Raw genomic sequence first — 22,043 nt, forward strand, 5'->3', positions numbered from 1 at the left:
GCTGCACGCTCTGTGGCCTGCCTCGGAAGACGCACATGCCGCAACATGAATCGGTTTTCACGGTCGCGCTGACCGGCGGCATAGCCAGTGGCAAGTCCGCGGTCGCGGCACGTTTCGCGGCGCTCGGCGCGGATGTGATCGACGCAGACGTGGTCGCGCGTGAATTGGTTGCTCCGGGAAGTCCGGCACTCGCGGAGATCGTGACAGCATTCGGCGCCGGTGTGCTCGATGCGCAAGGCGCACTCGATCGACGTGCGATGCGCGAGCGCGTGTTCGCGAATCCCGGCGCACGTCTGCGACTCGAGGCGATCCTGCACCCGCGCGTTCGCGCCGCGCTGCGCGGACGTGCCGCCGCAACCCGCGGGCCCTACGCGCTGCTGGTGATTCCCCTGCTGGTCGAGAGCGGCCACTACGACTGGGTCGATCGCGTGCTCGTGGTTGACGCGCCGCGCGAGGTGCAGCGCGCACGCCTGCTCGCACGCGACGGAGTCACGCCGCAACTCGCGGATGCGATGCTCGATGCGCAGGTATCACGCGGGCAGCGCTTGGCGCTGGCGGACGACGTGATCGGGAACGACGGCACGCTGGCTGACCTCGATGCGCAGGTCCACGCGCTGCATGCGCGCTATATCGAGCTCGCGCGATCGCACCGCGGCGGCGCCTAGACCGGAGCGCTATTCTCCGCGCCCCAGAACGCGCGGATCGCCGCGATCCCCTGTGCGCCAGACATCCGCGCTGCATCGATATCGTCGGTTTCCAGGCCGCCAAGCGCGAATACCGGCAGCGCGACCTCGGCGACCAGTTCGGCGAATCGCTCCCAGCCGAGCGGCGACGCTTCTGGATGGCCTGGCGTTTCGTAGACCGGGGACAGCGTGACGAAGTCCGCACCGATGCGCGCCGCCTGCGCGAGTTCGGCTGCGTCATGGCAGGACACCGCAACCCATCGGTCAACCGGCAGCGGGCGCTGCACCAGCGTCGCCGCAGCGCGCGCCGGCAGGTGTACGCCGTCGAGGCCGAGGACCGCCGCGAGTTTCCAGTCGGCATGCAACAGCAGGCGTGCGCCATGGTCCCGGCAGAGATTGCGTACGCGGCGCGCGAGTCCCGCGATGCGCTCGCTGGACCAGCCCGGCAGGCGCAGCTGGATCAGGCGGACCCCGTTGCGGCAGGCGCGCTCGATGCCACGCATCAGGGTGTCGTCCTCGCCCGGCGCCAACGCGGGCGTGATCAGGTAGCGATCGGGCAGACGCAACGCGGTGACAGCTGGACGGTCCGCGGGCGGCATGTCGACGCCATCGAGTGCGTCCGGCTCGACCCAGGCCAGGCGCTGGCTTTCGCGTGACAGCGGGATGCCGGAAAAAGCCGAAACCTGCCACACGTCGAGCAGGATGGACTTGTCCGGATAGCGAAACGGCACGCCGATCAGCGGGTGCGCCGACTCGACGACGATACCGATCTCCTCGCGCAACTCACGCGCGAGCGCGTCGACCGGTGCTTCGCCGTCCTCACACTTGCCGCCGGGGAATTCCCAGAGTCCGGCGAGGTGGGTGCCGGGAGGCCGTTGCGCGAGCAGAACACGACCCTGCGCGTCGCGCAGTACACCGGCAACGACGTGGATCGGGCCAGACGTCATCGATTCTGCGTCAAGCGAACCCATCCCGACGCGATTTCGCCATCCCGGCGCACGCCTGACTGCGGAGGCAGGAAGCCGGAGCGAACGGCGAAGCCGGGCCGCGGATGCGGCGCGTCATCCATCGTTCTTTTCATACGAAGATCAAACGGGATCCCCTGCTTTCGCCGGGATGACGGCGGATCGTTCGCACGCAGCAAGCTTACGCGAGCTTGCCGTGGCACTGCTTGTATTTCTTGCCGGAGCCACACGGGCAGGGATCGTTGCGGCCGACCTTCGGTGCGTCGCGATGCACAGGCGTCTGAACAAGCGGTAGCTGCGCACCGGCTTCCGCATCAGGATCGACAGGCAGCTCCCCAGCCGCGAAGCCAGCCGCTTCGGCGTGCTGGAACTGCATCGCGCGCGCCTGTGCCTCGGCCTGGCGGCGCTGCTGCTGTTCCATCGCCTCGACCTCGTCCTCGCTGCGGATGCGCACGCGCGCGAGCAGCTGGACGATCTCGTGCTTGATGCGACCGAGCATGCCCTCGAACAGCTCGAACGCCTCGCGCTTGAACTCCTGCTTCGGCTGCTTCTGCGCATAGCCGCGCAGATAGATGCCCTGGCGCAGGTAATCCATGCTGGACAGGTGCTCCTTCCAGCCGTTGTCGAGCACCGAGAGCATCACGTGCTTCTCGAGACCGCGCATAACCTCGGACCCGAGCATCGCTTCCTTCTCGCGGAACAGGCGGTCGGCGCCGGCGAGCACGTGTTCGAGCACGTCGTTCGCATCAGCCTCGTTCTGCTCCTCGAGCCACTGCTTGAGGTTCATCTGCAGGCCGAATTCGGAGTTGAGCTCGGACTCGAGGCCGGCGATGTTCCACTGCTCGTCGACCGAATCGTGCGGCACGTGGCGGCGCACGAGATCGGTGACCACATCCTGGCGGATGCTGGTGATCGTCTCGCCGACGCTGTCGCTGTCGAGCAGCTCGTTGCGCTGCTGGTAGATCACCTTGCGCTGGTCGTTGGCGGTGTCGTCGAACTCGAGCAGGTGCTTGCGGATGTCGAAGTTGTGCGCCTCGACCTTGCGCTGCGCCTTCTCGATCTGGCGGCTGACCATCTTGTCCTGGATCGCGTCGTCTTCCTTCATGCCGAACATGCGCATCAGGCGCGCAACGCCCTCGCCCATGAAGATGCGTATCAGGTTGTCTTCCAGCGAAAGGTAGAAGCGACTCGAACCGGGGTCACCCTGGCGGCCGGAGCGGCCGCGCAACTGGTTGTCGATGCGGCGCGATTCGTGACGTTCGGTGCCGACGATGCGCAGGCCGCCGAGGCCGATCACTTCGTTGTGGCGCTGCTGCCATTCGGCCTTGATGCGCTCGCGCTCGCCCGATGGCGCGTCTTCCGGCAACGTCTGCAGTTCGGCTTCGAGACTGCCGCCAAGCACGATGTCAGTGCCGCGACCAGCCATGTTGGTCGCGATCGTGATCGCGTTCGGCCGGCCAGCCTGGGCCACGATGTGCGCCTCGCGCTCGTGCTGCTTCGCGTTCAGCACCTCGTGCGGAACACCCTGCTTCTTGAGCAGGTCCGAAATCAACTCGGACATTTCGATCGAGGCGGTGCCGACCAGCACGGGCTGGCCGCGCTGGTGACTGTCCTTGATGTCCTCGACGATCGCGTCGTACTTCGGCTTCACCTTCAGGAACACGACGTCGGCCTCGTCCTTGCGCACCATCGGCCGGTGCGTCGGGATAACCACGACCTCGAGCCCGTAGATCGACTGGAATTCGTAGGCTTCGGTATCCGCCGTGCCGGTCATGCCGGACAGCTTCTTGTACATGCGGAACAGGTTCTGGAACGTGATCGAGGCGAGCGTCTGGTTTTCGCGCTGGATCGGCACGCCTTCCTTCGCCTCGACCGCCTGGTGCAGGCCGTCCGACCAGCGCCGGCCCTGCAGCGTGCGGCCGGTGAACTCGTCGACGATGATGACCTCGCCGTCGCGCACGATGTAGTCGACGTCGCGCTGGTAGATCGCGTTCGCGCGCAACGCGGCGTTGAGGTGATGCACGACCGCGATGTGCTGCGAGTCGTAGAGGCCCTCGTCCTCGCCGATGATGCCCTCGGCGCGCAGCAGATCCTCGGCGTGCTGCATGCCCTCTTCGGACATGTGCACCTGCTTCTGCTTCTCGTCGACCCAGTAGTCGCCTGGCGCGGGCGGTTCGCCCGGTTTGTCCTCGGTCGCCTGGCGCGTCATGCGCGGCACGATGCGGTTGACCTTGACGTAGAGCTGCGGCGACTCGTCGGACGGTCCGGAGATGATCAGCGGCGTGCGTGCCTCGTCGATCAGGATCGAGTCGACCTCGTCGACGATCGCGTAGTGCAGGCCGCGCTGGTAGCGCTGCTCTTTCGACAGCGCCATGTTGTCGCGCAGGTAGTCGAAGCCGAATTCGTTGTTGGTGCCGTAGGTGATGTCGGCTGCATAGGCGGCGCGCTTGTCGCCGTGATCCATACCCGGCCAGACCACGCCGACGCTCATGCCGAGGAAGTTGTAGACCTTGCCCATCCAAGCCGAGTCGCGCTTGGCGAGGTAGTCGTTCACGGTGACGACATGGACGCCTTTGCCTTCCAGCGCGTTCAGGTACACCGGCAGCGTCGCAACCAGCGTCTTGCCCTCGCCGGTACGCATCTCGGCGATCTTGCCCGAGTGCAGCACCATGCCGCCGATCAGCTGCACGTCATAGTGGCGCAGGCCGAGCACGCGGCGCGCGGCCTCGCGCACGGTCGCGAACGCTTCCGGCAGCAGGCTGTCGAGCGTTGCGCCGGCGGCGAGCCGCTGGCGGAACTCATCCGTCTTGGCGCGCAGCTCGTCGTCCGGCAGCGTCTGGAGCTTCGGCTCCAGCGCATTGATCTGGGCCACGGACTTGCCGAGCTGGCGCAGCACGCGTTCATTGCGGCTGCCGAAAATGCGCGTCAGGACACTGTTGAGCATGGGTAGTCTTGGATGGGATAACTGAGGAGTAGGCCGTTCTGAAGAGTCCGGCCTGGACGGCCGGTCTGTTCTTTCGTGGCACGGAGGCCGCGTGAAGCAAACCGCCGCGAAAAGCACAGCCGCCGATGATACGGCGGCCCCGGCGCAATAAAAACCAGTTTGTGCTTCAGGTGGCCGCTTTCAAGGATGCGGCCTCGCCGGATCGAGGGACGAAAGCTCCCAAGCGCCCCTTCCGGGCAGCCTATCCGCGGCTGGCGCGCGTCGACTTCACGTACGCCATTGGGTTCACCGCACGGCCGTTCAGCCAGACCTCGAAATGGCAGTGCGGGCCGGTCGAGCGACCAGTCGAGCCGACCTTCGCGATCGTGTCGCCCGCGTGCACGCGTGCCCCGACCTTGGCCACGAACGCCGAATTGTGCGCATAGCGCGTCATGTAGCCGTTGCCGTGGTCGACCTCGACGACGTTGCCGTAGCCGCTGCGCTCGCCCGCGAACGTGACCACGCCGTCGGCGACCGCCAGCACCGAACTGCCGATCGGCGCATCGAAGTCGACGCCCATATGCCTGCCGGCATGGCCGTCGATCGGATCCGTGCGCGCGCCGTAGCCGGACGAAACATAGCCCTGCGCGACCGGCATGCCGCTCGGCAGCAGCGCGTTGTCGATCTTGCGGTCACGCAGCAGGTTCTCGAGCACGTCGAGCTGCGCTTCCTGGCGGTCGAACTCGGCACGCAGGTTTTCGATGTCACCATGCAGCGGCACGGCGCCGGCCGGGCCGGCAACGGGGTCTTCGGGGCCGCCCAAGGCCGGCTCGGACGAGAAATCGAACTCGCCATCGTCGAGCTTGCCGACCTGGGTCAGGCGATCGCCCAGCGCATTGAGCCGGGTCGCCTGTGCCTGCAGCTGGCCGAGCTGCAGCGCCAGCGCATCCAGGTTGCGGTGCGAGTCGCGATCGATCGAGGTCAGCTGCTCGCGCTGAGTGGCGATGGTCGCGCGCAGGGCGGCAACCTCGGGCAGGTCATGGCTGCGCGGATTGGCAATCAGCAGCGTGGCCGCCGCGCCGATCGCGACGAAGAACAAAGCGCACCCGGTGAGAGCCGATACCGCCAGCATCCGGCCGCGGCGACCGGCGAGGTCGATGCGTCTCGGCAGGAAATGCGCATTGCGGAGGATAATGATGTTCATGCTGTAAAAGCGCCGGGTTCGTGTTCGTCATGTCGCCAAATCGCAATCCGCTCCATGAATCCGCCAAGGGCTTGAAGCCCGTCGCGGACTGCATCGCACTCGGCGCGCTCGCGGATCGCGCGCGCGCGCTGGATGCGCTGGATGAAAGACTGCGCCATCTCTTGCCCGCCGCAGTCGCACGCGAGACTCGGCTCGCGGACGTCCGCAACGGACGGATTGTCTTTCTGGCGTCGAGTCCGACCTGGGCCAGCCGCATCAGGCTTTATCAAGCTGCCTTGCTGGCTGAGGCCCGCGCCGCCCTCGGCGGTGCTGTCGAACGTTTCGCCGTGAAAGTGGCGCCCTTGCCGACCGTTCCCCCGGAACCGACAAAGCCGAAACCTCTTTCCGCCGCTACCGCCCGCCATTTGCGAGCGACAGCGAAAGCCCTCTCAGACCCGGAACTCCGGGCCCTTTATCTACACCTGGCGTCCATCGCCGCTGATGATCCCGAATAGGAGCCGGGGCGGCTCCTGTTCCCCTGCAACGGGACTTCCTGGCGGAAGCCCGATCTTCTTCTTATTCGCCTGGCCTGGCATCGTGCCGGGGCCGGCGTGGGCAGACGAAGAGCGAATGACCGCCTTGCGTCTGCTGCGGCCGGCAACTTCACCGGCCGAATCGGCATTGTCCACAACCGATTTCTTTCTTCCGTGATGCGCCGCGCCTTTGGCTCAGCGCACCCCGAAATACCGCACGGAAGCGAGTACGGGCGTGTACCGGACTCGCTGAGTTGAGAAAGGGCAGGACAGCCCTTTCTCAACATCTGGCTAGACCGCCTGCGCCGGATGGGCGTAGGAGATCGGCGCCTCTTTTTCGTCCTCGAAGCTGACTTCTTCCCAGGCCGTCGCGTCCGCGAGCAGCGTGCGCAACAGCTTGTTGTTCAGCTCGTGACCCGACTTGTAGCCATAGAACGCGCCGATCAGGCTGTGTCCGAGCAGGTACAGGTCGCCGATCGCGTCGAGGATCTTGTGCTTGACGAACTCGTCCTCGTAGCGCAGGCCGTCCTCGTTCAGCACGCGATAGTCGTCGAGCACGATCGCGTTGTCCATCGAGCCACCCAGCGCGAGGTTCTTCTCACGCAGCATCTCGATGTCGCGCATGAAGCCGAACGTACGCGCGCGGCTGACTTCCTTGACGAACGAGGTCGTCGAGAAGTCGATCTCGCTGGTCGAGGTGCGCTTGGTGAACATCGGATGGTTGAAGTCGATCGAGAAGCCGACCTTGAAGCCGTCGAACGGCTCGAAGCGGGCCCACTTGTCGCCGTCGCGGACGGTGACCGACTTCTTGATGCGGATGAACCGCTTGGCCTTGGCCTGTTCCTCGATCCCCGCCGACTGCAGCAGGAACACGAACGGGCCGGCGCTGCCGTCCATGATCGGCACCTCGGGTGCCGACAGGTCGACATAGGCATTGTCGATGCCGAGTCCGGCCATCGCCGAGAGCAGGTGCTCGATCGTCGCGATGCGGACATCACCCTTGACGAGCGTGGTGGAGAGGCGGGTATCGCCTACATTTTCGCAACAGGAGCGGATATCCACCGGGTTGGGCAGGTCGACGCGGCGGAACACGATGCCGGTGTCGACAGCTGCCGGTCGCAAGGTCATGTACACCTTGTCGCCCGTGTGGAGACCCACGCCCGTCGCCCTGATGACGTTCTTGAGCGTGCGCTGTCTGATCATTTTTATGGTTTGACCCCTGGGGCAGGAGCTGACAAAACGTCGGCGAGGTTAGCACAGCGAGTTTGTGGAGAAAAGTTAAGCGATGTATAGACCCCACACCTTGTTGTGTTTTTGCAACAAGCACAGGCTGTCCACCTGCCGGATTCGTCCATTGATCTTGCCCATGGAATCGGCCGCCCGTGCGCGGCGCAATGCGTCACGCGGGCAGCAGCGTCCGCAGGATACGAACGCGTGCTGGATAGTGGGGCGTTGCGGATCATTGAGTAGTGACGCCGACAGTGCCCGCCACCATGGCGCCGCATGGTGGCGGTCTGTCGTCGGTCGGCGTGTTCGAAGCGCCGCCGGCGTTGCCGCAAGCGTTCGCCGCAACGGGCGAACGCAGGGCCGATCAGGATGGGACGCTCGGTGGACTAGTCGGCCTGCCGGCGCAGAAACGCCGGGATATCGAGATAGTCACCGGATGCCTCGACAGCCGGAGCGACCGCGTGATCGAGCGCGGCCGCGCGCATCGGCTGGCCCGGGATGCCGAGGTAGTCGACCTCGCCGGTGGTCGCGTTGCGCACCACGCGCATCGGCGGCCGCGGCGTGGCGGCCATCTCGCGCTCGCGATGCTCGCGCAACGGCTGCCGCGCGACCGCGCGGTTGAGGCCGGTCGCGACCACGGTGACGCGCACTTCGTCCTTGAGTTCCGGGTCCAGCGCGGTGCCGACCACGACCGTCGCATCCTCGCTGGCGAACTCGTGGATGACCTGGCCAATGTCGTCGAACTCACGCATCGTGAGGTTGGTGCCGGCGGTGACGTTGACCAGGATGCCGCAGGCGCCGGCGAGGTTGACGTCGTCGAGCAGCGGGTTGTTGATCGCCGCCTCGGCGGCCGCGACCGCGCGGTCATCGCCCTTCGCGGTGCCCGATCCCATCATCGCCATACCCATCTCGCTCATCACCGTGCGCACGTCGGCGAAATCGACGTTGATCAGGCCCGGACGGGTGATCAGGTCGGCGATGCCCTGCACCGCGCCGAGCAGCACGTCGTTGGCCTGCTTGAACGCCGAGAGCAGGGTCACGTCGCGGCCGAGCACGGTCAGCAGCTTCTCGTTCGGCACCGTGATCAGCGAATCGCAGTACTGGCCGAGGTCCTCGATGCCCTTCAGCGCCACTTGCATGCGCCGGCGGCCTTCGAACGGGAACGGCTTGGTCACGACCGCGACGGTCAGGATGCCCATTTCCTTGGCCAGCTGCGCCACGACCGGCGCTGCGCCGGTGCCGGTGCCGCCGCCCATGCCGCAGGTGATGAACGCCATGTCGGCGCCTGTCAGCAGTTCCACGATGCGCTCGCGATCCTCGAGCGCGGCCTGACGGCCGACTTCGGGATTCGCGCCCGCGCCAAGACCCTTGGTCACGTTCGCGCCCAGTTGCAGCGTGAACTTCGCGCCGCTGCTCTTCAATGCCTGCGCGTCGGTATTCGCACAGACGAAATCGACGCCTTCGACGCCGGCCTGGACCATGTGGCTGACCGCGTTGCCGCCGCCACCGCCCACACCGACCACCTTGATCACCGCATTGGGTGCCATTCTTTCGACGAATTCGAACATTTCCCATCCTCCGCAAAGAGTTACTGCCTGATTTCTTGTCGTTCCCGGGTCCGTGACCTTCCCGGTCCAGCCCGTCCGGCAGCAGCTGGCGCGCCACTGCCCCCGCGACCGTTTCGGTCGCTCCGCGGCGCTCCCTGCGCCGCGGTGTTGCTTTTTTTGTTCGTCATTCCGGCGAAAGCCGGAATCCAGTTTCAACTCGAAGAGCTGGATCCCGGCCTCCGCCGGGATGACGGCTTCCTCAAAACTCGCCCTTGAACCAGGTCGAAACCCGGTTCCACAAACCACCGACCGCCGACGTACCGCCGCTCGGCGCCATGCGCGCACCGTCGCGGCGGCTGCCATAGATAAGGAGACCCACACCGGTCGCCTGCATCGGATTGGCGACCACATCGGCGAGGCCGATCACGTGCTGTGGCGTGCCGAGTCGCACCGGCATGTGGAACAGCTCCTCGGCCAGATCGAGCGCGCCTTCCATGCGCGCGGCGCCGCCGGTCAGCACAATGCCGGCGCGCACCAACTCCTCGCGCCCGCTGCGACGCAGGTCGGCCTGCACCATCTCGAAGATTTCCTCGTAGCGTGGCTGCACCGCTTCGGCGAGGTTCTGCCGCGCGAGCCGGCGCGGCGGGCGGTCGCCGACGCTCGGCACCTGGATCGTTTCCTCGGCGTGCGCGAGCTGGGCCAGCGCGCAGGCGTAGCGGACCTTCAATTCCTCCGCATGTGCGGTCGGCGTGCGCATCAAGTGTGCGATGTCGCTGGTCACCTGGTCGCCTCCGATCGCGAGCGAGGTGGTGTGGCGCAGCGCGCCGCCGGTGTAGATCGCGATGTCGGTCGTGCCGGCGCCGATGTCGACCATGCACACCCCGAGTTCGCGTTCGTCCTCGGTCAGCACCGCCCGCGCCGAAGCGACCGCAGCCGGCAGGAGTTCATCGACCTGCAGGCCGCATCGGTTGATGCACTTGGTGATGTTCTGGATCGCGCTGGCCGCGCCGGTGACCAGGTGCACGTTCGCCTCGAGGCGCACACCGGACATGCCGACCGGGTGGCGGATGCCTTCCTGGCCATCGATCAGATATTCCTGCGGCTCGCGGTAGAGCACGCTGCGGTCGGCCGGGATCGCGATCGCGCAGGCCGAGTTCAGCACCGCGTCGAGATCGCCGGCACTCACCTCGCGGTCGCGGATCGGCGCGGTGCCGTGCGAGTTCTCGTCCTTGATGTGGCTGCCGGCGATCGACGCGTAGACCGAGCGGATCTGGCAACCCGCCATCAGCTCGGCCTCCTCGACCGCACGCTGGATCGAGTGCACGGTCGAATCGATGTCGACGACCACGCCGCGCTTGAGCCCGTGCGCCGGATGCGAGCCGATGCCGATGATCTCGACCGCTTCGCCGGGCGTGTGCTCGCCGACGATCGCGACGATCTTCGAGGTGCCGACATCGAGGCCGACGATCAGGTTCTTTTCGCTCTTGCGGTTCATGTGTGGCCCGGGTGTGTCGTGGACATCGAGGCGAGATGTCGCGACGCGTCGATGGAGAAGGTGGTGACCTGTGACTTGGACGGCCCCTTCCCGGGAGCATTCGCCGGTGGCGCAGCCAGTGCTGTGTCCTGCCAGCGCATCGCAAAGCCGTTCTCGTAGCGCAGGTCGACATAGGTCGGCGGCGCTGGATGCGAGGAGGCCAGGCGCGGCCAGACATCGAGGAAGCGCCGCAGGCGCTGCTGTGCATCCGCGCGGCCGATCTCGATGACCGCGCCGGAGGCGAGGTCGAGCTTCCAACCACCGCGCGATGACAGCGTGACCGCATCGATCACCAGGCCGCTGCCCGAGAAATCCTTGACGCAATCCGCATAGAACTGCAGCACCTCGGCGAGACGATCGTCCGGCCCGGCGAGGCGCGGCAGTCCCTGCAGGTTGCTGTTGCCGGCGACGCTGAAGATGTGCCCCTGACGGTTGATCAGGCGGTTCTCGCCCCAGCGCGCGTAAGGTTGCTGCTCGTAGATCACGAGGTCGATCGTGTCCGGCCAGCGCTTGCGTGCCTCGGCATGCTCGACCCAGGGCAGCTTCGCCACCGCATCGCGAATCGCATCCAGCCGGATTGCGAAGAAACCCTCACCGAGCAACGGTTGCGCCGCGGCACGGATCTGCTCGGCGCTGACATGATCGAACTCGGCACGCACGCTGATCTGTGTCACCGGCCAGCGGTCACTCGCGAACCAGCCGTTCAGCACGCCGACGATCGGCAGCGCGACCAAGGTCAGCGCGATGCCCCAGGCGATGAGCTTGAGCAGGAAACCGCCGTTCATGTCGCGCTCCCCGCGGGGGCGCCGGTGGCGGACTCCCGATCGAAGCTGGTTTCCAGCACACGCCAGCAGAGTTCCTCGAACCCGATGCCGACCGTGCCGGCCGCCTTCGGCACCAGCGAGTGGCTGGTCATGCCCGGCGCGGTGTTGACCTCGAGCAGGAAGTTGCGGCCCTCGCGATCGCGCATCACGTCGACGCGACCCCATCCGGAACAGCCGACCGCGTCGAACGCGGCCAGCGCGAGCGCGCGCAGTTCGGCCTCGGCCGCACCCTCGAGACCCGGACACAGGTACTGCGTGTCCTCGGCGACGTACTTCGCGTGATAGTCGTAGAACGCGCCTTTCGGCACGATGCGGATCGACGGCAGCACCTCGCGGCCGAGCACGGCCACGGTCAGTTCGTCGCCCTCGATCATCTGCTCGACCAGCAGATCGCCGGGGTAGCGCGCCGCGAGTTCGGCGGCTGCGTCGAGATCCGCATCGCGGAACACGCGGGTGACGCCGACGCTGGAGCCCTCGCAGGCCGGCTTCACGATGACCGGCAGACCGAGCTTCGCCGCGGCCGCATGCACGTCGACCTTGCCTGCCGCTGCGCCCTTGCGCAGTGCGACGAAACGCGGCGTCGGCAGGCCTTCGGCGATCCACACCTGCTTGGTGCGCACCTTGTCCATCGACAACGCCGAGCCGAGCACGCCGGAACCGGTATACGGCACATGCAGCGATTCCAGCGCCCCCTGCAGCACGCCGTCCTCGCCACCGCCGTGCTGGCCGTGCAGGATGTTGAATACGCGTGCGTAATGGCCCGCGCGCAGTGCGTCGAGCAGGGCCGGGATGCCGTCGACCGCATGCGCATCGACGCCCCTCGCGCGCAGTGCATCGAGCACGTTGCGGCCGGAATTGAGCGAGACCTCGCGCTCGGCGGACCGGCCGCCCATCACCACCGCGACTCTGCCGAATTCGCGCGCGTCCGTGACCCTCATCGTTCGGTGTCCTCGTTGCCCAGATGGCCGCTCGTGGCGATTTCGTTCGCGGTCGCGCCGATGTCGCCGGCGCCAAGCATCAGCAGCAGATCGCCATCGCGCAGCAACGGCGGCAGTGCATCGCGCAGGTCGCGCGGATGCTCGATCAGCACCGGGTCGACCTTGCCGCGCGCGCGCACAGCACGCGCCAGCGCGCGGCCGTCCGCGTTCGCGATCGGCGTCTCGCCGGCCGGATAGACCTCGGTCAGCACCAGCACGTCGGTCTCGGCCAGCACGTTCGCGAAATCGTCGAGCAGGTCGCGCGTGCGCGAGTAACGGTGCGGCTGGAACGCGACGACGAGGCGACGCTCCGGCCAGCCCGCGCGCGCGGCGGCGAACACTGCTGCGAGTTCACGCGGATGGTGGCCGTAGTCGTCGACCAGCATGGCCTTGCCTTCGCTGAGCGCGATCTCGCCGCGCATCTGGAAGCGCCGACCGACCCCTTGGAATTTCGCCAGCGCGCGCTGCATCGCCTCCGGCGGCACGCCGAGCTGCCAACCGACCGCACAGGCGGCCAGTGCGTTCAGCACGTTGTGGCGCCCGGGCAGGTTCAGCGTGACCGGGAAGCTCGGGCCGCCTTCCGGAAGGTGCAGCACGAACTCGGTCGCGCGGCCGCTCTGGTGCAGGTCCGACGCGCGCACGTCGGCCGGTGCATCGATCCCGTAGGTGAGCACGCGCCGGTTCGTCTCGCGCGCGAGTTCGGCGACTTCCTCATCGTCCACACAGAGCACGGCGACGCCGTAGAACGGCAGGCGGTGCAGGAAATCGCGGAATGCCTTCTTGACGCGCTCGAAATCGCCGTCGTAGTTCTCAAGATGGTCAGCATCGATGTTGGTGACGATCGCAATGACCGGCGACAGCAGCAGGAACGAGCCATCCGACTCGTCGGCCTCGGCGACCAGGTACTCGCCGGTGCCCAGGCGCGCGTTCGCGCCGGCCGCGATCAACTGGCCGCCGATCACGAAGGTCGGATCGAGGCCGGCCTCGGCGAGCACGCTCGCGGTCAGGCTGGTCGTGGTGGTCTTGCCATGCGTGCCGGCGACCGCGATGCCACGGCGGAAACGCATCAATTCGCCGAGCATCTCCGCGCGCGGCACGACCGGGATGCGGCGCTCGCGCGCGGCGAGCAGTTCCGGGTTGTCCGGCTTGATCGCACTCGACATCACCAGCACATCGGCGTCGGCAACGTTCGATGCGTCGTGGCCGCGGTCGATGCGCGCGCCAAGGCCTGCGAGGCGCCGCGTCGTCGCGTTGTCGGCCCTGTCCGAACCCGACACCGAATAGCCGAGATTGCACAGCACCTCGGCGATGCCGCTCATGCCGACGCCGCCGATGCCGACGAAATGCACGCGGCGGAAGTCCTGCATGATGTCGCCATGCTGCTTGAGGCTGACCGGTGTCATGCGGCCACCTCCAGGCAGACATCGGCGATATGCGAGGCGGCGTCGGGTTTGGCTAGGCTGCGCGCCGCCTCCGCCATGGCGAGACGACGCGACGGATCGGCCGCGAGCGTGGCAATCGCATCGGCCAGCCGTCGTTCGAAGTCCGCGCCTTCCGCGGCCAGCACGGCTGCGCCCTGCGCGACCAGTTGCGTGGCGTTGCGGGTCTGGTGATCGTCGACTGCCTGCGGGAACGGCACCAGTACCGAGGCAACGCCCGCGGCGCAGAGTTCCGCCAGCGTCAACGCGCCTGCGCGGCAAACAACCAGATCCGCCCAGGCATACGCCCCGGCCATATCCTCGATGAACGACTCGACGCTGACCTCGACGCGCGATGCGCCATAGACGCGGCGCGCACGCTCGAGATGGTGCGGTCCGCACTGGTGGCGCACCACGATCGCAAGATCCTTCAGGCGCCCTAGCGCCTGCGGGAACGCTACGTTCAACGCGTGCGACCCCTGGCTGCCTCCAAGCACGAGTACGCGCAGCGGTCCGGCACGATCCCTGAAGCGCTCGCCCGGCTGCGGCAGCGCAGCGATCGATGCGCGCACCGGGTTGCCGACCCATGTCGCCCCCGCGAACGCATCGTCGAATCCGGCGAGCACGCGCCTGGCGAAGCGCGCGAGCAGGCGGTTGGTGAACCCGGGAACACTGTTCTGCTCGTGTACGACCACCGGAATGCGCGCCAGCCATGCGGCGATGCCGCCGGGCGCAGCCGCATAACCGCCCATCGACAACGCGCTGCGCGGTGCATGGCGCTTGAGTACGGCGCGCGTCGCCGCGACGGCGCGTATCAGCCGCAGCGGCGTGACGAGCAGGGTGAGCAAACCCTTGCCGCGCATACCGGAAATCGCCAGCGTTTCGAGCGGCAGGCCGTGCTGCGGCACCAGACGCGTTTCCAGACCGCCGTCCGCGCCGAGCCAGATCACCGGCACCTTGCGCGTGGCCAGTTCCGCGGCAACGGCGAGGCCCGGGAAGATATGTCCGCCCGTGCCGCCGGCCATGATCAGCACGGGCCGATTCATCGTGGGGCGATCCGTGCCGGAGCTGCTCGCGGTCATGCGCGCACGTCCGCGAGCTGGCGCTCGGCAATCAATTGCAGCATCGCGTTGTCGGCACGGCTGACTTCGTAGCTGATGCGCACGAGCAGGCCGATCATCGCGCAGGTCATCATCACGCTGGAACCGCCGGAGCTGATCAGCGGCAGGGTCAGGCCCTTGGTCGGCAACACGCCGAGGTTCACGCCGATCGAGACCAGCGCCTGCAGCGCGATCATCAGCGACACGCCGAACGCGCAATAGCCGGCGAAACGCTGGCCCTGCTCGACCGCGCGCAGGCCGAGCACGAAACCGCGCCCGACCAGCCACGCGAACAGGCCGAGCACGAGCACGATGCCGGCGAGACCGAGTTCCTCGGCGATCACTGCAAGGATGAAGTCGGTGTGCGCTTCGGGTAGATAGAACAGTTTCTGCACGGAGGCGCCGAGACCGACGCCGGTCCACTCGCCGCGGCCGATCGCGATCAGCGCCTGGGTCAGCTGGAAACCATCCTTGAACGGATCGGCCCAGGGATCGAGGAACGAGGTCAGGCGCTTGACGCGGTAGTCCTGGCTGAGCGCGAGCCAGCCGAACACCGGAAGCGCGAGCGCGCCGAGCATGGCGAGATTGCGCACGCGGGCGCCGCCGAGCCAGATCATGCCGACGGTAACGCCGAGCAGCAGCGTCGCCGAACCGAAATCCGGCTGCGCCAGCAGCAGTCCCACCAACCCGCCCGCGATAACCAGCGGTTTGATTACGCCGAAGAAGCTTGCCTGCACGTTCTCGCGATGGCGCACCAGATAGCTGGCCATGTAGATGACCAGGATCAGCTTGACCGCCTCGACCGACTGGAAGCCGACGAAGCCAAGCCGGATCCAGCGCCGCGCGCCGTTGACGCGGATGCCGATCAGCGGCACGAACACGAGCAGCAGCAGCACGATGCCGCCGAGCAACAGCGGTAGCGCGTTGCGTTCCAGCCAGGACAGCTCGACGCGCGCCATCACGACGCAGGCAGCGAGGCCGAGCGTGAGGAACACCAGATGACGTTCCAGATAGTAGAACGGCCCGACGTGCTGGCCGTCTGCGATCGCGATCGAACTGGACGCGACCATGACCGCGCCGAGGCTGGCGAGCGCGAGCGCGGCAAGGATCAGGCTGAGGTCGTAGCGCCCCTTCGCCTCGCTGCGCCGCGTCGCCTGGGACTCCTCGTTGTAGTTGAACAGCAGCATCAGCGCACCCCAGAAGAGAACCCGGCCGCCGCAGGCGGCCGACCACCGTCGCTTTCCCGCGCAGCGGGAGAGGGGGGGACCACTTGCGAAGCAAGTGGTGGGGTGAGGGAACGCTGGCTCGATGCCATCTGGCCGTTCATCAGCGCACCTTCAACGTAGCTAACCCAATCAGCACCAGCACCACAGAGATGATCCAGAAGCGCACGATCACGCGCGGTTCCGGCCAGCCCTTGAGCTCGAAGTGGTGATGGATCGGCGCCATGCGGAAGATGCGCTTGCCGGTCAGCTTGAAGCTCGCGACCTGCAGCACCACCGACACGGTCTCCATCACGAACACGCCGCCCATGATCAGCAGCACGACTTCCTGGCGCACGATCACCGCGACCGTGCCGAGCGCGGCGCCGATCGCCAGCGCGCCGATGTCGCCCATGAACACCTGCGCCGGATAGGTGTTGAACCAGAGGAAGCCGAGCCCCGCGCCGGCCAGTGCACTGCAGAAGATCGCCAGTTCGCCAGCACCCGGGATCGCCGGAATGCCGAGGTATTCCGAGAACACGCGGTTGCCGGCGAGATACGCGAACACGCCAAGAGCGGTCGCGACCAGCACGCTCGGCATGATCGCGAGGCCGTCGAGGCCGTCGGTCAGGTTCACCGCGTTCGAGAATCCGACCACGATGAAGTAGGCCAGCGCGATGAAGACCGCGGCGCCGAGACCGACCAGCCATGGCCCGGAGGCCGCCGCGTCGACCACGTGGCCGAGCGGGATCTGCGCCTGCTTGATCAGCGGCAGGTAGAACGTCGTCGAGGCCGGCGTCTCCGCGGTGAAGTACAGGAACAGCGCGACGCCGAGCCCGAACAGCGACTGCCAGAAATACTTCCAGCGCGCGGCGAGACCGCGGCTGTCGCGCAGCACCAGCTTCTTGTAGTCGTCGTAGAAGCCGATCGCACCGAACGCGACGGTGACGCCGAGCACGAGCCAGACATAACGGTTGCGCAGGTCCGCCCAGAGCAGGGTCGACACCGCGATCGAGGCGATGATCAGCGCGCCGCCCATGGTCGGCGTGCCGGCCTTGACCAGATGCGTCTGCGGACCGTCACTGCGGATCACCTGGCCGGCCTTGACCTCGGCCAGCTTGCGGATGATCGCGGGACCAGCGAGCAGCGACACCGCGAGCGCGGTCAGCGTGCTCATGATCGTGCGGAACGTGAGGTACTGGAACAGATGGAAACCGCTGATCCAGCCCTTCAGCAACTCGGCGAGTTCAAGCAACATTGCGCTCTCCTCCGTGGCCGTTCGCGCCGTCCAGCAGCGCGCGCACCACACGGTCCATCGCCGAAGAACGCGAGCCCTTGACCAGCAGCACGACCCCCCCGCGCAGCTCACCGCGCAGCGCGTCGATCAATGCCGCCTGATCGGCATAGTGCTCCGCACCGCCGCCGAACGCATCGACTGCAGCGCGACTGAGCCGACCGACCGCGCGCAGGTGCCGGATGCCACTGCGCTTTGCGAGCGCGCCGATGTCGGCGTGCAGGCGCTCCGCGTCGGTGCCGAGCTCGGCCATGTCACCCATGACCAGCACGCGCTCGCCGGGCTCGCCGGCGAGTGTCGCGATCGCGGCCGCGAACGAGCCGGGATTCGCGTTGTAGCTGTCGTCGATCACGATCGCACCGGACGCATGCTCGCGTCGCAGCAAGCGGCCGGAGACATTCGGCACCGCCTCGAGGCCGGCGCGAATCGTCGCCAACGGCACGCCGAGCGCGATCGCGATGGTGCTGGCGGCGAGCGCATTCATCACGTTGTGGCGGCCCGGCAGCGGCAGCGCGATCTCGGTGTTGCCGGCCGGCGTCAGCAGGCGGAAACGGCCTGCGGCGTTCGCTTCCGGATCGAGGTTCGCGCTGATGTCGGCGCGTCGCAGCAAGCCGAACCTCAGCACGCGCCGCGGCGCCGCGAGCACCGCGAAATAGTCAGCGAACGCATCGTCCGCATTGATCACGGCGACGCCGTCGGCCGGCAGCGCGCGATAGATCGCGCCCTTGGTCTCGGCGACGCCCTGCAGGGTGCCCATGCGTTCCAGATGCGCGGCGGCGACGTTGTTCACCAGCGCGACGTCCGGCTGCGCTATCGCTGCGAGATACGCGATGTCGCCCGGCTTGCCGGCGCCCATTTCGAGCACCGTGTATTCGCTGTCCGCAGGCATCGCGAGCAGGGTCAGCGGCAGGCCGATCTCGTTGTTGAGATTGCCGGCATTGACATGGGTGCGACCATGCCGCGCGAGGATCGAGGCGACCAGCGTCTTCACCGTGGTCTTGCCGTTGGAGCCGGTGATACCGATCACGCGCACGCGGCGCCGTGCGCGCATCGCGCGCGCTGTCTCGCCGAGCGCGACCTGCGTGTCGGCGACGATCACTTGCGGCAGATCGACCGGCAGCTCGCGGCTCACCAGCAGCGCTGCGGCGCCGCGCTCACGTGCGTTGGCGGCGAAATCGTGCGCATCGTGGTGCTCGCCCTTGAGCGCGACGAACAACATGCCGGCGCCCAGCGTGCGCGTGTCGGTGGAGACCGCTTCGATTGTGCAATCGGCCCCGCGCAACTGGCCGCCCGTCCATTGCGCGATGTCGCTCAGGTGCAGGTTCAGCATGCGCGCTGCTCCAGCGCGCGGCGCGCGATCGCGAGGTCGTCGAACGGCTGCTTCACGCCGCCGATTTCCTGGTACGGCTCGTGGCCCTTGCCGGCGATCAGCACGATATCACCCGGCTGCGCGTCGGCGATCGCGTGTGCAATCGCGGCGGCGCGGTCGCGTTCGATCGTCGCGCCCTGCGGCCGCGCGAGCCCGGCGACGATCTGCTCGACGATCACGTCGCCATCCTCGCCGCGTGGATTGTCGTCGGTGACGATGATGCGGTCGGCCAGCGCCTCGGCGATCGCGCCCATCTCGGGCCGCTTGCCGACGTCGCGCTCGCCACCGCAGCCGAACACGCAGATCAGCCGTCCGCTGCAGTGCGCGCGCAGGCTGGCCAGTGCCTGTTCGAGCGCGTCGGGCGTGTGTGCGTAATCGACGACGATCAGCGGCTGCGCGCCGACGCCGCCGAGCCGATTCATGCGGCCGGCGACCGGATCGAGCGCGGCGAGCGCAGCCCGGATCGAGTCAAACGTGAAGCCGATCTGGCCGAGGCAGGATGCAACCGCGAGCAGGTTCGAGACATTGAAGCGGCCGAGCAGGCGCGTCACAACCTCGCCCTCGCCCCAGGGAGTGGCCAATCGGAAGGCCTGGCCGGTCGCGCCGGTTTCGATCGTGTGTGCGACGACATCGACGTCGTCGCGCTCGACGCCGTAGCGCAGCAGCGAGACGTCGGCCGGAACCGTCGTTGCGAGCGCGCGCCCGAACGCGTCGTCGGCATTGATGACCGCGGCGCCCAGCCCGGGCCATGCGAAGAGACGTTGCTTGGTTGCGCCGTAGGCGCGCATCGTGCCGTGATAGTCGAGATGGTCGCGGGTCAGGTTGGTGAACACCGCGACGTCGAATGCGACGCCGTTGACGCGGCCCTGATCGAGCGCATGCGAGGACACTTCCATCGCGACATGGCTCGCACCGGCGTCGCGGAATTCCGCGAGCAGCCCGTGCACCGCGATCGCGTCCGGCGTGGTGCGTTCGCCTTCGCGAATCGCGCCGTAGAGACCGGCACCGAGCGTGCCGATCGTCGCGACGCGATGTCCGGCATGGTGCAGCGCCTGCGCGAGCAACTGCACGGTCGAGGTCTTGCCGTTGGTGCCGGTCACGCCGATCACGTTCAGCGCGCGCGAAGGCTCGCCGAAGAAGCGCGACGCGATCGCGCCGAGTTCCGCACGCAGCCCTTCCACCCACACGACAGGCACGATCTGCTCTTGCCCGATTCCCGATTCTCGATTCCCGATTCCCGGCTGTAAGGCGACGCCGGACGCGGACGCCGTGCTGCCCGGCTTCTCGGCCAGGATCACCACAGCGCCACGCGCCGACGCCGACGGGGCAAACGTGATGCCGTGTGCGTGCGCGCCAGCGAGCGCGACAAAGGCATCGCCCGCGCTGATGCGGCGCGAATCAAGGCTGAGCCCGTGCACGACGATGTCGCCCGCGGCGCCGGCATCACCGCGGCCTTGCAGGAGATCGCGCACGCGCATGTTGCGTACGATGCTCATTCGGGGACTTCTTCCTCGTAGTTCGACTCTTCGGTTGCGCCATCGGGCGCCTGCCGGGTCGTGCGTACGGTGTGCGCGTTTTCGGGCGCCGCGGTGTACCAGTTCTGGACGTTGTCGGGCGGCACGTCGAGCAGACGCACCGCTTCCTGCATGACCTTGCCGAACACCGGCGCGGAGACCAGCGCGCCGTAGAACGCGCCCTGCGGGTCGTGGATCACGACCACGCCGACCAGGCGCGGATTGCTGGCCGGCACCATGCCGGCGAACAGCGAGATGTATTTCTTCTGGTAGCCGCCGCCGATCGCGGTGCGCGAGGTGCCGGTCTTGCCGGCGACGAGGTAGTTCCTGATCGCGGCCTTGATGCCACCGCCGGGCGGCACGATGACCGTCTCGAGCATCGTGCGCAGACTCGCCGCGATCTGCGGATCGATCACCGCACGGTCCGGATTCTGCGCGCCCTTCACGAACGTCGGCGAGCGCAAGCGGCCACCGTTCGCGAGCGCGGCATACCCTTGCGCAAGTTGCAGCGGGGTCACGCTGACGCCGTAGCCGTATGCGATCGTCGCCTGCTCGACCGGACCCCAGTTCTTCGCGATCGGCAGATAGCCCGGCGATTCGCCCGGGAAGCCGCAGCCGGTGGCTTCGCCGAAGCCGAAGCGGTGGAACACGTCGTACATGTGGTCGCGCGTCATCGTCTGCGCGATCTTCGCGGCGCCGACGTTGCTCGAATAGGTGATCACGCCGGTGACGTCGATCAGGCCCTTGTTGTGCACGTCGCTGATCGTGTGGCCATACAGCGTGTAGGTGCCGGGCGAGGTGTCGACCGGCGTATGCGGCTTCCACTTGCCGCTCTCGAGCGCGGCCGAGATCGTGAACGCCTTCATCGTCGAGCCGGGCTCGACGACGTCGGTGACCGCGCGGTTGCGCCGATACGCGGGATCGACGTTGCTGCGCGCGTTCGGATTGAACGACGGCTGGTTGACCATCGCGAGGATCTCGCCGGTCGGCACGTCGAGGATCACCATCGAGCCGGACGAGGCGTGGTGTTCCTGCAGCGCGGCCTTGAGTTCGCGATAGGCGAGGTACTGGATGCGCCGGTCGATCGAGACCGTCAGGTCTCGCCCCGGCTGCGCCTCGCGCACGAGCTCGACGTTCTCGACCTCGTGGCCGAGGCGGTCGCGGATCACGCGCTTGATGCCCTTCTCGCCGGCAAGCCAGTGGTCGAACGCGAGTTCGAGACCTTCCTGGCCGTGATCGTCGATGTTGGTGTAGCCAAGCACGTGAGCAATCACCTCGCCACTCGGGTAGTAGCGACGGAATTCGCGCTGGCTGGAGACGCCGGGGATGTTGAGCTTCAGGATCGCCTGCGCGTCATCCGGGTTCAGATGGCGCTTGATGTAGTAGAACTCCTTGTCTGAACGCTCGATCAACCGCTGCTTGAGCGATTCCTCGTCCAGGCCGGCCGCGTTGGCGAGTTCCGAGATGCGATCGGCATGCTCGAGCAGTTCCATCGGATTCGCCCAGATCGATTCGACCGGGGTCGACACCGCAAGCGGCTCGCCGTTGCGGTCGAAGATCGTGCCACGCGAGACCGGAATATCGATGTCGCGCAGGTATCGCGCGTCGCCCTGCTCCTGATAGAAGTCCTTGCGTACGACCTGCAGGTCTACCGCGCGCACGACCAGCGCGCTCGAGGCCAAGCCGAGCATCAGCAGCACGACGTAGAGCCGCGTGCGTGGATTGGCCGGCTTCATGCGCTGGTTCACCG

The 22,043-nt window shown here is 67.2% G+C and carries 17 protein-coding genes; 2 read left to right on the forward strand and 15 right to left on the reverse strand.

Annotation, left to right across the window (positions count from 1 at the left end; translation table 11 throughout):
- Window positions 1-35 precede the first annotated feature (35 nt).
- A complete protein-coding gene (gene coaE / locus ABD002_RS09120; protein ID WP_343789848.1) occupies window positions 36-665 on the forward strand; it encodes a dephospho-CoA kinase in 630 nt (209 codons plus the stop codon).
- Here coaE and ABD002_RS09125 read toward each other — a convergent pair.
- From ABD002_RS09125 to ABD002_RS09135, 3 genes are all read right to left on the reverse strand, one after another.
- Entirely contained in the window at window positions 662-1,630 is a 969-nt protein-coding gene (locus ABD002_RS09125; RefSeq protein ID WP_343789851.1) for a Nudix family hydrolase, read from the reverse strand. The genes coaE and ABD002_RS09125 overlap by 4 nt on opposite strands.
- Window positions 1,631-1,829: 199 nt before the next feature.
- Window positions 1,830-4,592 (reverse strand): preprotein translocase subunit SecA, encoded by a 2,763-nt coding sequence (gene secA, locus ABD002_RS09130; protein WP_343789854.1) that lies wholly within the window; start codon window positions 4,590-4,592, stop codon window positions 1,830-1,832.
- Window positions 4,593-4,833: 241 nt separating this feature from the next.
- Entirely contained in the window at window positions 4,834-5,775 is a 942-nt protein-coding gene (locus ABD002_RS09135; RefSeq protein ID WP_343789857.1) for a peptidoglycan DD-metalloendopeptidase family protein, read from the reverse strand.
- Window positions 5,776-5,804: 29 nt separating this feature from the next.
- Between ABD002_RS09135 and ABD002_RS09140 the strand changes: the two genes are divergently transcribed.
- Window positions 5,805-6,269 carry a DciA family protein gene (locus ABD002_RS09140; protein ID WP_343790190.1) on the forward strand — a complete coding sequence of 155 codons (465 nt, stop codon included), beginning with the start codon at window positions 5,805-5,807 and terminating at the stop codon, window positions 6,267-6,269.
- Between the two features lie 309 nt (window positions 6,270-6,578).
- Here the strand turns inward: ABD002_RS09140 and lpxC are convergent, their stop codons facing one another.
- The 12 genes from lpxC to ABD002_RS09200 form a co-directional block, all read right to left on the reverse strand.
- Window positions 6,579-7,490: a UDP-3-O-acyl-N-acetylglucosamine deacetylase gene (lpxC, locus tag ABD002_RS09145; protein WP_343789860.1), complete on the reverse strand. Its 912-nt coding sequence runs from the start codon at window positions 7,488-7,490 to the stop codon at window positions 6,579-6,581.
- A 410-nt stretch (window positions 7,491-7,900) separates the two neighbouring features.
- Window positions 7,901-9,082, reverse strand: a complete 1,182-nt coding sequence (ftsZ, locus tag ABD002_RS09150; protein ID WP_343789863.1) for a cell division protein FtsZ — start codon at window positions 9,080-9,082, stop codon at window positions 7,901-7,903.
- A 238-nt stretch (window positions 9,083-9,320) separates the two neighbouring features.
- On the reverse strand, window positions 9,321-10,556 hold the full coding sequence (ftsA, locus tag ABD002_RS09155) for a cell division protein FtsA (RefSeq protein WP_343789866.1): 1,236 nt from the start codon (window positions 10,554-10,556) through the stop codon (window positions 9,321-9,323).
- Window positions 10,553-11,380, reverse strand: coding sequence for a cell division protein FtsQ/DivIB (locus tag ABD002_RS09160; protein ID WP_343789869.1), 828 nt, complete (start codon window positions 11,378-11,380; stop codon window positions 10,553-10,555). The genes ftsA and ABD002_RS09160 overlap by 4 nt, the downstream gene beginning before the upstream one ends.
- A complete protein-coding gene (locus tag ABD002_RS09165) occupies window positions 11,377-12,357 on the reverse strand; it encodes a D-alanine--D-alanine ligase (RefSeq protein WP_343789871.1) in 981 nt (326 codons plus the stop codon). Before ABD002_RS09165 ends, ABD002_RS09160 begins: the two co-directional genes overlap by 4 nt.
- Entirely contained in the window at window positions 12,354-13,799 is a 1,446-nt protein-coding gene (murC, locus tag ABD002_RS09170) for a UDP-N-acetylmuramate--L-alanine ligase (protein WP_343789874.1), read from the reverse strand. Before murC ends, ABD002_RS09165 begins: the two co-directional genes overlap by 4 nt.
- Complete coding sequence (gene murG / locus ABD002_RS09175; RefSeq protein WP_343789877.1) at window positions 13,796-14,860, reverse strand: undecaprenyldiphospho-muramoylpentapeptide beta-N-acetylglucosaminyltransferase; 1,065 nt, start codon at window positions 14,858-14,860, stop codon at window positions 13,796-13,798. The genes murC and murG overlap by 4 nt, the downstream gene beginning before the upstream one ends.
- A 32-nt stretch (window positions 14,861-14,892) precedes the next feature.
- Window positions 14,893-16,101: a putative lipid II flippase FtsW gene (gene ftsW, locus ABD002_RS09180; RefSeq protein ID WP_343789880.1), complete on the reverse strand. Its 1,209-nt coding sequence runs from the start codon at window positions 16,099-16,101 to the stop codon at window positions 14,893-14,895.
- A 139-nt stretch (window positions 16,102-16,240) separates the two neighbouring features.
- Window positions 16,241-17,374: a phospho-N-acetylmuramoyl-pentapeptide-transferase gene (mraY, locus tag ABD002_RS09185; RefSeq protein ID WP_343789883.1), complete on the reverse strand. Its 1,134-nt coding sequence runs from the start codon at window positions 17,372-17,374 to the stop codon at window positions 16,241-16,243.
- Window positions 17,364-18,740 (reverse strand): UDP-N-acetylmuramoyl-tripeptide--D-alanyl-D-alanine ligase, encoded by a 1,377-nt coding sequence (locus ABD002_RS09190; protein ID WP_343789886.1) that lies wholly within the window; start codon window positions 18,738-18,740, stop codon window positions 17,364-17,366. The genes mraY and ABD002_RS09190 overlap by 11 nt, the downstream gene beginning before the upstream one ends.
- The gene (locus ABD002_RS09195) at window positions 18,734-20,275 is read right to left on the reverse strand and encodes a UDP-N-acetylmuramoyl-L-alanyl-D-glutamate--2,6-diaminopimelate ligase (RefSeq protein ID WP_379988853.1); all 1,542 of its coding nucleotides are present in this window, start codon (window positions 20,273-20,275) and stop codon (window positions 18,734-18,736) included. The genes ABD002_RS09190 and ABD002_RS09195 overlap by 7 nt, the downstream gene beginning before the upstream one ends.
- Window positions 20,272-22,041 (reverse strand): peptidoglycan D,D-transpeptidase FtsI family protein, encoded by a 1,770-nt coding sequence (locus ABD002_RS09200; protein WP_343789889.1) that lies wholly within the window; start codon window positions 22,039-22,041, stop codon window positions 20,272-20,274. The genes ABD002_RS09195 and ABD002_RS09200 overlap by 4 nt, the downstream gene beginning before the upstream one ends.
- Between the last annotated feature and the right edge of the window lie 2 nt (window positions 22,042-22,043).

The organism is Dokdonella soli, assembly GCF_039523175.1.
GTDB lineage: Bacteria > Pseudomonadota > Gammaproteobacteria > Xanthomonadales > Rhodanobacteraceae > Dokdonella_A > Dokdonella_A soli.

Bases quoted from the DNA above. Each gene is read 5' to 3' on its own strand.
- coaE (WP_343789848.1), top strand. From the start codon at position 36: ATGCCGCAACATGAATCGGTTTTCACGGTCGCGCTGACCGGCGGCATA.
- ABD002_RS09125 (WP_343789851.1), bottom strand. From the start codon at position 1,630: ATGACGTCTGGCCCGATCCACGTCGTTGCCGGTGTACTGCGCGACGCG.
- secA (WP_343789854.1), bottom strand. From the start codon at position 4,592: ATGCTCAACAGTGTCCTGACGCGCATTTTCGGCAGCCGCAATGAACGC.
- ABD002_RS09135 (WP_343789857.1), bottom strand. From the start codon at position 5,775: ATGAACATCATTATCCTCCGCAATGCGCATTTCCTGCCGAGACGCATC.
- ABD002_RS09140 (WP_343790190.1), top strand. From the start codon at position 5,805: ATGTCGCCAAATCGCAATCCGCTCCATGAATCCGCCAAGGGCTTGAAG.
- lpxC (WP_343789860.1), bottom strand. From the start codon at position 7,490: ATGATCAGACAGCGCACGCTCAAGAACGTCATCAGGGCGACGGGCGTG.
- ftsZ (WP_343789863.1), bottom strand. From the start codon at position 9,082: ATGTTCGAATTCGTCGAAAGAATGGCACCCAATGCGGTGATCAAGGTG.
- ftsA (WP_343789866.1), bottom strand. From the start codon at position 10,556: ATGAACCGCAAGAGCGAAAAGAACCTGATCGTCGGCCTCGATGTCGGC.
- ABD002_RS09160 (WP_343789869.1), bottom strand. From the start codon at position 11,380: ATGAACGGCGGTTTCCTGCTCAAGCTCATCGCCTGGGGCATCGCGCTG.
- ABD002_RS09165 (WP_343789871.1), bottom strand. From the start codon at position 12,357: ATGAGGGTCACGGACGCGCGCGAATTCGGCAGAGTCGCGGTGGTGATG.
- murC (WP_343789874.1), bottom strand. From the start codon at position 13,799: ATGACACCGGTCAGCCTCAAGCAGCATGGCGACATCATGCAGGACTTC.
- murG (WP_343789877.1), bottom strand. From the start codon at position 14,860: ATGAATCGGCCCGTGCTGATCATGGCCGGCGGCACGGGCGGACATATC.
- ftsW (WP_343789880.1), bottom strand. From the start codon at position 16,101: ATGCTGCTGTTCAACTACAACGAGGAGTCCCAGGCGACGCGGCGCAGC.
- mraY (WP_343789883.1), bottom strand. From the start codon at position 17,374: ATGTTGCTTGAACTCGCCGAGTTGCTGAAGGGCTGGATCAGCGGTTTC.
- ABD002_RS09190 (WP_343789886.1), bottom strand. From the start codon at position 18,740: ATGCTGAACCTGCACCTGAGCGACATCGCGCAATGGACGGGCGGCCAG.
- ABD002_RS09195 (WP_379988853.1), bottom strand. From the start codon at position 20,275: ATGAGCATCGTACGCAACATGCGCGTGCGCGATCTCCTGCAAGGCCGC.